Annotated in this window: 9 protein-coding genes; 6 read left to right on the top strand and 3 right to left on the bottom strand. The window is 72.7% G+C overall.

Annotated features, from left to right (window positions below; genetic code table 11):
• Nucleotides 1-428 precede the first annotated feature (428 nt).
• The 4 genes from ACIHEI_RS37300 (at nucleotide 429) to ACIHEI_RS37285 (ending at nucleotide 2,891) form a co-directional block, all read left to right on the top strand.
• The gene (locus ACIHEI_RS37300; protein WP_396609970.1) at nucleotides 429-608 is read left to right on the top strand and encodes a hypothetical protein; all 180 of its coding nucleotides are present in this window, start codon (nucleotides 429-431) and stop codon (nucleotides 606-608) included.
• A complete protein-coding gene (locus ACIHEI_RS37295; RefSeq protein ID WP_396609969.1) occupies nucleotides 569-1,162 on the top strand; it encodes a hypothetical protein in 594 nt (197 codons plus the stop codon). The genes ACIHEI_RS37300 and ACIHEI_RS37295 overlap by 40 nt, the downstream gene beginning before the upstream one ends.
• Nucleotides 1,163-1,212: 50 nt before the next feature.
• The gene (locus ACIHEI_RS37290) at nucleotides 1,213-2,172 is read left to right on the top strand and encodes an MFS transporter (protein ID WP_396609971.1); all 960 of its coding nucleotides are present in this window, start codon (nucleotides 1,213-1,215) and stop codon (nucleotides 2,170-2,172) included.
• 101 nt (nucleotides 2,173-2,273) lie between these two features.
• Nucleotides 2,274-2,891 (top strand): TetR/AcrR family transcriptional regulator, encoded by a 618-nt coding sequence (locus ACIHEI_RS37285; protein WP_396609968.1) that lies wholly within the window; start codon nucleotides 2,274-2,276, stop codon nucleotides 2,889-2,891.
• Nucleotides 2,892-2,898: 7 nt separating this feature from the next.
• Here the strand turns inward: ACIHEI_RS37285 and ACIHEI_RS37280 are convergent, their stop codons facing one another.
• A complete protein-coding gene (locus ACIHEI_RS37280) occupies nucleotides 2,899-3,276 on the bottom strand; it encodes a hypothetical protein (protein ID WP_387641829.1) in 378 nt (125 codons plus the stop codon).
• A gap of 87 nt (nucleotides 3,277-3,363) precedes the next feature.
• Entirely contained in the window at nucleotides 3,364-3,690 is a 327-nt protein-coding gene (locus ACIHEI_RS37275; protein ID WP_396609967.1) for a hypothetical protein, read from the bottom strand.
• A gap of 84 nt (nucleotides 3,691-3,774) precedes the next feature.
• Here ACIHEI_RS37275 and ACIHEI_RS37270 point away from each other — a divergent pair, with 84 nt between their 5' ends.
• The gene (locus tag ACIHEI_RS37270) at nucleotides 3,775-4,767 is read left to right on the top strand and encodes a hypothetical protein (RefSeq protein WP_396609966.1); all 993 of its coding nucleotides are present in this window, start codon (nucleotides 3,775-3,777) and stop codon (nucleotides 4,765-4,767) included.
• On the opposite strand, the gene ACIHEI_RS37265 is transcribed toward ACIHEI_RS37270, so the two are convergent.
• Nucleotides 4,764-5,783 carry a helix-turn-helix transcriptional regulator gene (locus ACIHEI_RS37265; protein WP_396609965.1) on the bottom strand — a complete coding sequence of 340 codons (1,020 nt, stop codon included), beginning with the start codon at nucleotides 5,781-5,783 and terminating at the stop codon, nucleotides 4,764-4,766. The genes ACIHEI_RS37270 and ACIHEI_RS37265 overlap by 4 nt on opposite strands.
• A gap of 129 nt (nucleotides 5,784-5,912) precedes the next feature.
• Between ACIHEI_RS37265 and ACIHEI_RS37260 the strand changes: the two genes are divergently transcribed.
• On the top strand, nucleotides 5,913-7,541 hold the full coding sequence (locus ACIHEI_RS37260; RefSeq protein ID WP_396609964.1) for an MFS transporter: 1,629 nt from the start codon (nucleotides 5,913-5,915) through the stop codon (nucleotides 7,539-7,541).
• The last annotated feature ends 239 nt before the right edge of the window (nucleotides 7,542-7,780 follow it).

Genomic DNA, 7,780 nt, shown 5'->3' with positions numbered 1-7,780 from the left:
AGACCAGCAGATGCCCCACACCCACCCACCGGGCAGCCGCCACGAACCTCCGAAACGATCACACTCGAATCAGGCCGGTGGATTCGGGCTGAGGCACCCGCGATCACGTTAGGCGTGGAGGCCCCTTCAACTTGGCCCTTCCTCATCGCAATCACCCGTTAAGCGCAAACAGGACGCCGCGTGACCGCAGGACTGCCGCTCAAAGCCCAGTCCGACCCCGCACCGCCCCGCACAACGCACCACCCCGCTAAGGAGAGTTACCCCTGAGCACCACCCTGGCCTTCGCCGACCTCGCCGCCGAGGCCGAGCGCAAGCACAACGGCAAGGGCCTCAAGTTCGTCGCCAAGAACGGCAAGAAGGTCCGGCTGCGCCGGATCGAGGCCCTGCCCGGTGACGATCTGAAGGCGGCACTGGCCCTGCTGGACCTGGTGCAGTCGAAGAAGGTCAGCAACGAGCGCCGGATCGACGCGATGACCGGCCTGCTGGTCGCGGTCGCCTCCGACAAGAAGGCGATGCGCGAGTCGCTGGGCGCCCTGCCGCTGGAGCAGACCATGACCGTGGTCGAGCGATGGATGGAGCAGGCCGCGCCGGGGGAAGCGCAGGCCTGATCAGGCTGCTGGACCGGCACGATGCGGAGGTCGCCGCCGACCTGCGCCGCTTCTACGGCGTCGATGTCCTGGACTGGTTCCGGGGCCGGCACTCCGCCCGCTACGTCCTCGCCCTGATCGGGACGCTCCCCGACGGCTCGGCGACGGTGGCCGCGATGCGCGGCGGCCGTGAAGCCGCAGGCTGGGACGCCAAGGCGTACGTGCTGGCGGACCTGGTGGACGCCATCCAGGCGCTGACGCACATCCCAGGTGGCGAAGGTGTCGAAGAACCCGCGCAGTGTGGAGCGGCCGAAGCCGTACCCGCGCCCATACGCCAAGAAGTCCCGCCGGCCTACCGGTGCGCGAGCCCGCATCCGGGCCGATGCGGACACCGCGCCGGCCGAGGCCCAGATCCGGGCCTTCACCGGCCGCCGCTGGTGGCTGGGCGTCAACGTCCACCTGGCCCGGGCGGGCTGAAGCGGGTCAAGTCCGGTCTGCGGGAGATCGGTTCGGGGGCCGCCGAGGTCGCCCGGAACGTCGGGCGGCTGTTCACTCTCTCGATCCCGCCGCGCTGACCCGGGCGTTCGACGGGCCGGAGCGCACCAAGGCGCTCGGCGTGTGGGCGATGCTCGGCGGCATCGGCTTCGCCGCCGGCGCGATGCTCGGCGGGCTGCTCGCCGCCGGACCGGGCTGGCACTGGGTGTTCTTCGTCAACCTGCCCGTCGGCCTCGGCGTCCTCGTCGCGCTGCCCGCGCTGCTCCCGTCCGCCCCGGCTGTCGGCGTCCGGCGGATCGACCTGCCGGGCGCGCTGCTGGTCACCGCCGCGACCGGCGCGCTGATCCTCGGGCTGGTCAACGCCGGTGACCGCGACTGGAGTTCGGCCTCCGTCCTGCTGCCCCTCCTCGGCTCGGTGGTGCTCTACGGCCTGTTCGTCCTGCTGGAGCGCCGGACGGCCGCCCCGCTGATGGACGTCCGCATCCTGGCCCGCCGCCCGGTCGCCGCCGGCTCACTGCTGATGCTGGTCGCCACCGCGCTGCTGCTCGGCCTGGTCTTCCTCGCCTCGCTCTACCTGCAGGACGTCCGCCACCTGTCCGCGCTCGCCACCGGAGCACTGGTCCTGCCGATGGCGGCGGGCACCGCCGTCGCCGCCCACCTGACGGGCCACCTGCTCGCCCACGCTGGCGTCCGCGCCGTCGCCGCCGGGGGCCTGCTGCTGGCCGCGGCCGGGAGCGCGCTGCTCGCCGTCACGGACGGGCCTTGGTGGACGGTCGCCGGGCTGACGATCGCCGGGTTCGGGGTGGTGCCGGTGCTGGTCTGCGCGACCACCACCGCGCTCGGTTTCGTCCCGCACGAGGAGGCGGGCGTGGCGTCCGGCGTGGTCAACACCTTCCACGAGGTCGGCGGCGCGATCGGCATCGCGGTCGTCTCCACCGCCGCCGCCCCCGGCATCGTCGCCCACACCTCGGCCGGCTTCCCCACCGCCCACCTGGTCCTCGCCGCGGCCGCCCTGCTGATGGCCGCCCTCGCCCCGGTGCTGATCCCGCCGGGCCGCGCCGAACGGCCTGCGGGCATGCACGCGCACTGAGGCGACGCGCATGCGCGGGCGGCGACGCGCGCATGCGCGGGCGGGCGGGTGGCCTGCCGGCACCCCGCAGGACCCGAAGGAGACGGGCCTAGACTCCGACCATGGAATCCGACCAGCGCGGCGCCGCCGCGTCCACCCGGCGCGGCGGCTCCGGGCAGCCCCGGCGGGCCGATGCCGAACGCAACATCGCCGCGATCCTGGCCGCCGCCGCCGACTGCTTCGCCCGCGACCCGCAGGCCAGCATGACCGAGATCGCCGCCGCGGCGGGCGTCGGCCGGGTCACCCTGTACGCGCACTTTCCGTCCCGCGAGGCGCTGCTCGGCGAGTTGATGGACCGTGCGCTGCGCGAAGTCACGGCCACCGTCGCGGCCCAGCACCTGGAGCGCGCGCCGGCCGACCAGGCACTGCGCACCCTGCTGCGTTCGTCCTGGCACCTGCTCGACCGCAACCTGCGGATGCTGCACGCCGCCCGTCGCGCCCTGCCCGCGGAGACCGTCGAGGACCGGCACGCCGATGTCCTCGCCACCATCGAGCAGTTGATCACCCGCGGGCAGGACGAGGGCGACTTCCGCACCGACCTGCCCGCCCACTGGCTGGTCACCAGCGTCTACACGCTGATCCTCGCCGCGGGCGACCAGGTCGAGTCCGGCCGCTTCGGCTCCGCCGAGGCGCTGGCCGCCCTGGAGGCGACCGTCGGCTCCGCTCTGCGGAGCACCTGACCGGACGTCAGCGGTCGTCGCGCGGGCGGTCCCACTCGTCGGGCTCGTCCGGCCCGTACTCGGCCTCGGACTGCTCGCGCAGCTTCACCGCCCGCTTCTCGGACGCGGCGCGCTCCTCCGGCGACATGTTCGCCGCCGCCTCCCGCATCTCGCCGAGCCGCGCCCCGATCGCCGACAGGTACCGGTCGGACTCGACCACGTCCTTCATGCCGATCCGCCCGCTCAGCACCTCCCGGGCCATCTGCTGGAGCTCCGGCCCGACGCCGTCCGCCTTCGCGATCGTCCGCAGCGCCCGGTGCAACTCCGCGGCCTGCGACGGGTTGTCGGCGACGTCGAGCAGGTCCGCGTCCGAGATCTCCGGCTCGCGATCGTCTGCTGCGCCCATGGCTGCCTCCTCGGGATCGGTGAATCAAGAGATCATAGTCCCCCGCCCGGAGGAGGCGTCATGCGCCTCGGGCTCGAGGCAGTTCGCTCAGCAGTGGTCCTCGACATAGAGCATCCGCCGCCCCGGCCCGGCCCGGAACTCGTGGGCCAGGTACCGCCCGGACCACGTCCCGCCAGGGCCCTTGTACTCGTCCTTGATCAGGGCCCAGAGCGTGGAACGCTCCGCCTCGGCCACGGGTCGCGGGCTGATGCCGCCCATGTCCCCCCACACCACGGGCGTCGCCGCGTCCTTCACCAGCCGACGGACGACGCGGAGGTCCAGGCGCTTGCGGTGGAGAACCCAGCAAGTGCCTTGCCCGTCAACGAGCGTGACGGGGTCGGCCAGGCTGTCGGGGTTCGCGGGGAACGACTGCATGCCGCGAGTCTTGCAGAGCCCGTCCGGACGGAGCGGGGTAATTCGATGGTCTCCCCGCTTCCGGTCCGGCGATACTGACCCGCCATGACGAGCGATGAACACTCGGCCGATCCGGCGCTGCGCCGCGTGCTGGCCAAGGCGGGTGGGCCGGAACTGTTGGACGTGCTCTCCGGGGAGTTGACGGGTTCGGAGCTGACCACGCTGCTCCTGGAGGTCTTCCGGCGCCGCGCCGACCGGCTCACTCCGGCCGAGGTGATGCGGCGCTATCGCACCGACCGGTTCGTGACCCCGGCGCCGACCGGGTTCGCGCACCTGCGGCAGGCCGAGGACCTCCTGCTGTCCGCTCTGCCGGACGACTTCCAGTTGGTCACCCTGGCCCCGCTGGTGCCGCTGGCCGCGCACACGGCGGTGGCGACCGTGGATCCGCGCAAGGTCGTCGCCACCATCCGTGGCAGCGAGGTCGCCGCCGACCCGACCAATGCCCTGGCCCTGGAGGCGGCAGAGCGGAGATCCGGGGCCCTGGCCGCCGACCCCCGCTCCACCGTGCCCGTCCGGCTGGCCGCCGGCCAACGAGTCGTGCGTGCCCAGCACTTCGACGCGCCCGGCATGCTCGCCCACTTCCAGCTGTTCGCCCTGGTGACCGCCGGCCGGGACACCGGCAGCCGGGCGTTCGAGCACCAGCACCTGGTCGAGCACCTGCGGTTCGCCGTCCGGGCGATGACACTCGCGGGCGCGCGCCGCACCGAGATCCGCCTCACCTGCCTCGACGAGCGCGCCGCGCCGGTCCTGGCCCGCACCCGGACGGAGCTGGCCGGGACACCGGGCGTCGACATCGTCGACGATCCCGACCGGGCGACCGGACGCGGCTACTACACCGGCCTCTGCTACAAGATCCACGCCACCGTCCACGGCCGGCAACTGGAGGTCGCGGACGGCGGGTTCGTCGACTGGACCCAGCGCCTCGTCGGAAGCCGCAAGGAACGCCTCCTGATCGGCGGATTCGGCGTCGACCGGCTCGCCGCGATGCTGACGCCACCCACCGCTCCCGAACCGTCGCCTCCGGGCCGGACCGGCTAGGAACTGCCCGTCCTGGCCCTCGGCGGCACGGAGGCGTGTTCATCGGGCAGGGGCGCGCCGGCGGCGAGTCGGCCGATCAACCGGCGGGCCGCTTCGGCGAGTTCGGGCGGGCCTTCGACGGTGAACGGGCAGTCGAAGGTGACGAGGAAGCCGAGGATCCCCGACCAGGACCACGCCCCCATCCGGATCCGGGTGGTCCGCTCGTCGACCGCTTCGAAACTCGCCGCGCCCGGAGCCCACTTCGCCACCAGCGTCGCGGGGCACTCCATCAGGACAGTGCCCCAGCACGGCCAGGTGTCCGCGGTGTCCCCCCGGTCGGGCTGGCTCTGGACGAAACCGGCGAGGTCCGTCTCCGGCACCTCCCGGGGGCCGAACCGCCAGGCGGTGGAGGCCAGTTGACCGATCCGGTCGAGCCGGTAGGTGTGCCACGAGTTCCGCCGCTGGTCGTACGCCACCAGGTACCAGCGCCCGGACCAGACGACGAGCCGGTGGGGCTCGGCCAGCACCTCCTCGCCCTCCACCGGCTCGCGGTCGACGGACCGGTAGGCAAACCGCACCAGCTCGCCCTGCTGCGCGGCGGCGCTCAGCTGCGCCAGTAGCGCGGGATCGACCTGGGGCGGGGCCAACTCCCAGGCGTTCTCGAGCTGTTCGACCGAGAAGGTGGCCAGCCTGCGGGCCAGGTGGGGAGGCAGCAGCTCCTTGATGGAGTTCAGCGCGCGCTTCGTGGCGTCCCCCATGCCGGTGACCGAGGCCGGGGCGGTCTGCAGGGCCAGCGCGATGGCGATGGCCTGCTCGTCGTCGACGACCAGCGGGGGCAGCCGAGCCCCGCGGGACAGCCGGTAGAAGCCGGAGGGGCCTTTGCGCGCCGTGACGGGATAGCCCAGTTCGCGCAGTCGGTTGATGTCGCGCCGGACCGTCCGCGGGGACACCCCCAGCCGCTCGGCCAGGCCGTCACCGGTCCACTCCTTCTGGGCCTGCAGCAGGCTGAGCAGCTCCAGCGTTCGGTTGGCGATCACGGATTGCCCCCGGATTGGTGTGAGTAGCGGTCAGGTTACGTCCTCTTCTGCTGGCAGGGTGCCACTGGCTCGGAGGCCGGACGCCTCCCCCGCACCCCCATCGAACCTCCAACAGAACGGAAGAACGTCATGTCCGAGAATCCGGCTCGGCCCTCACCCACCGACCGGCGCGCCTGGTGGGGCCTGATCGCCGTCTCCCTCGGTGTCGCGCTGGTGGTCGTGGACTTCACCATCGTCAATGTGGTGATGCCACCGATCATCGACGACCTGGGGATCTCGGCCTTCGGCGCCCAGTGGATCCAGGAGTCCTACGCGATCGTGCTGGCCGCCCTGCTGCTGGTGGCGGGCCGCCTCTCGGACGTCCTGGGAGCGCGCAGGCTGTTCGTCGCCGGGACGGTGCTCTTCGGGCTGGCCAGCATCGCAGCGGCGGTGTCGCCCACCGGCGGGCTGCTGATCGCCGGCCGGTTCGCGCAGGGTGTCGGTGGCGCGATCATCATGCCGACGTCGCTGGCGCTGCTCAACCTGACCTTCCGGGGGCCGGACCGCGGCAAGGCGTTCGCCGTCTGGGGATCGACGATCGGGGCGGCGGCCGCGGTCGGACCCCTGCTGGGCGGTTGGCTCGCCGACTACTCCTGGCGGTGGGCGTTCGGCATCAACCTCGCGGTCGTCGCCCTGATCCTCTCCGGCGTCATGAGGTTTCTCCCGCTCTCCCCCCGCCGGCCGGGACGGCTCGACGCCGTCGGCGCGGCGCTGTCGGTGCTGGGCCTCGGACTTCTCGCGTTCGCGCTGATCGAGGGACGCAACTACGGGTGGTGGGAACCGCGCAAGGATTTCGGCCCGTTCGGGCAGGGCACGGGCCTCTCGGTCGTCCCGGTCACCCTGGTCGCCGCGGTGGCGTGTCTCGTCCTCTTCCTGCTCCGCCAGGCTCGGTGTACCCGGGGCAGCGGAACGGCGCCGCTGATGGACACCTCGCTGTTCGGCATCAAGTCCTTCAGCACGGGCAACATCGCGACATTCGTCATCGCCCTGGCCGAGTTCGGCATGCTCGCCGTGCTGCCGCTCTGGCTCCAGTACGCCCTGGGCTACTCGCCGGTCCGGACCGGGCTGCTGGTCTTCGTCGTCGCGGTCGGCAGCTTCTTCGCGAGCGGCGCGAGCTTCGGCCTGGCCGAGCGGACCGGCCCGGTCGGCCTGGTCCGGATCGGCCTGCTCCTGGAGGCCGCCGGCCTGCTGACGTTCGGCCTGCTGGCCGGCAGCGACTCCCCGTGGTGGGTCATCGCCACCGCCCTGTTCCTGTACGGCACCGGGGTCGGCTTCGCCACCGCCCAGGTCACCAACGTGGTCCTCGCGGACGTGCCACCGCAACACGCCGGCCAGGGCTCCGGAATCCAGAGCGCCGCGCGCCAACTCGGCTCCGCACTCGGCATCGCCGTCCTGACCTCGACGTTCTTCACCGCACTGGCCTCCGACCTGTCGCACCGCCTCGTCCGGCAGGGAACACCCGGGGCCGACGCCGCCCGGCTGTCCTCGGCGGTCTCCGACAGCGCCGGCGCGATGATCGCCCGGCTCGCCGACAACCCTCGGACGGCGCCCGCCGCCGACGCCGCACGCGACGCCATGTCCCACGCGGTCCGGGTCAACGGCTGGACCTGCGCCGCGCTGCTCGTCCTCGGCATGCTGGCAACGTTCCTCATCCCCCGGCCCGAGCGGGGCGCCCAGCAGCGGGGAGAGAGCAACGCTGCCGACCTGACCCACGCCTAGGAACGGTCCGGCCGATCATGTGACCGTCACCTGGTCGGGCCGGACCTCCGCACCGGAGCATCCACACCGTCCCCGGCCGGACGGCCGCCGTCGGCCCCCGCGTTGCCCAACCGTTTGCCCTCCGGCGATTTGTCCTCCGGCGATCTGAGAGGACGGTAAGTAACGTGATGTCCGTTTCGAGCTTTCGTTTGGGGTAGGCGGGCCGGCCTCGGACCGGTCAGCCTTCTATGGCCGTGGCT

This window comes from Kitasatospora sp. NPDC051984, from assembly GCF_044593455.1.
GTDB lineage: Bacteria > Actinomycetota > Actinomycetes > Streptomycetales > Streptomycetaceae > Kitasatospora.
Note: the sequence above shows the minus strand (reverse complement) of the source record. Positions and strands in the feature narration are given on the sequence as shown.

Bases quoted from the DNA above. Each gene is read 5' to 3' on its own strand.
- ACIHEI_RS37270 (WP_396609966.1), top strand. From the start codon at position 3,775: ATGACGAGCGATGAACACTCGGCCGATCCGGCGCTGCGCCGCGTGCTG.
- ACIHEI_RS37260 (WP_396609964.1), top strand. From the start codon at position 5,913: ATGTCCGAGAATCCGGCTCGGCCCTCACCCACCGACCGGCGCGCCTGG.
- ACIHEI_RS37295 (WP_396609969.1), top strand. From the start codon at position 569: ATGGATGGAGCAGGCCGCGCCGGGGGAAGCGCAGGCCTGATCAGGCTG.
- ACIHEI_RS37275 (WP_396609967.1), bottom strand. From the start codon at position 3,690: ATGCAGTCGTTCCCCGCGAACCCCGACAGCCTGGCCGACCCCGTCACG.
- ACIHEI_RS37285 (WP_396609968.1), top strand. From the start codon at position 2,274: ATGGAATCCGACCAGCGCGGCGCCGCCGCGTCCACCCGGCGCGGCGGC.
- ACIHEI_RS37290 (WP_396609971.1), top strand. From the start codon at position 1,213: ATGCTCGGCGGCATCGGCTTCGCCGCCGGCGCGATGCTCGGCGGGCTG.
- ACIHEI_RS37280 (WP_387641829.1), bottom strand. From the start codon at position 3,276: ATGGGCGCAGCAGACGATCGCGAGCCGGAGATCTCGGACGCGGACCTG.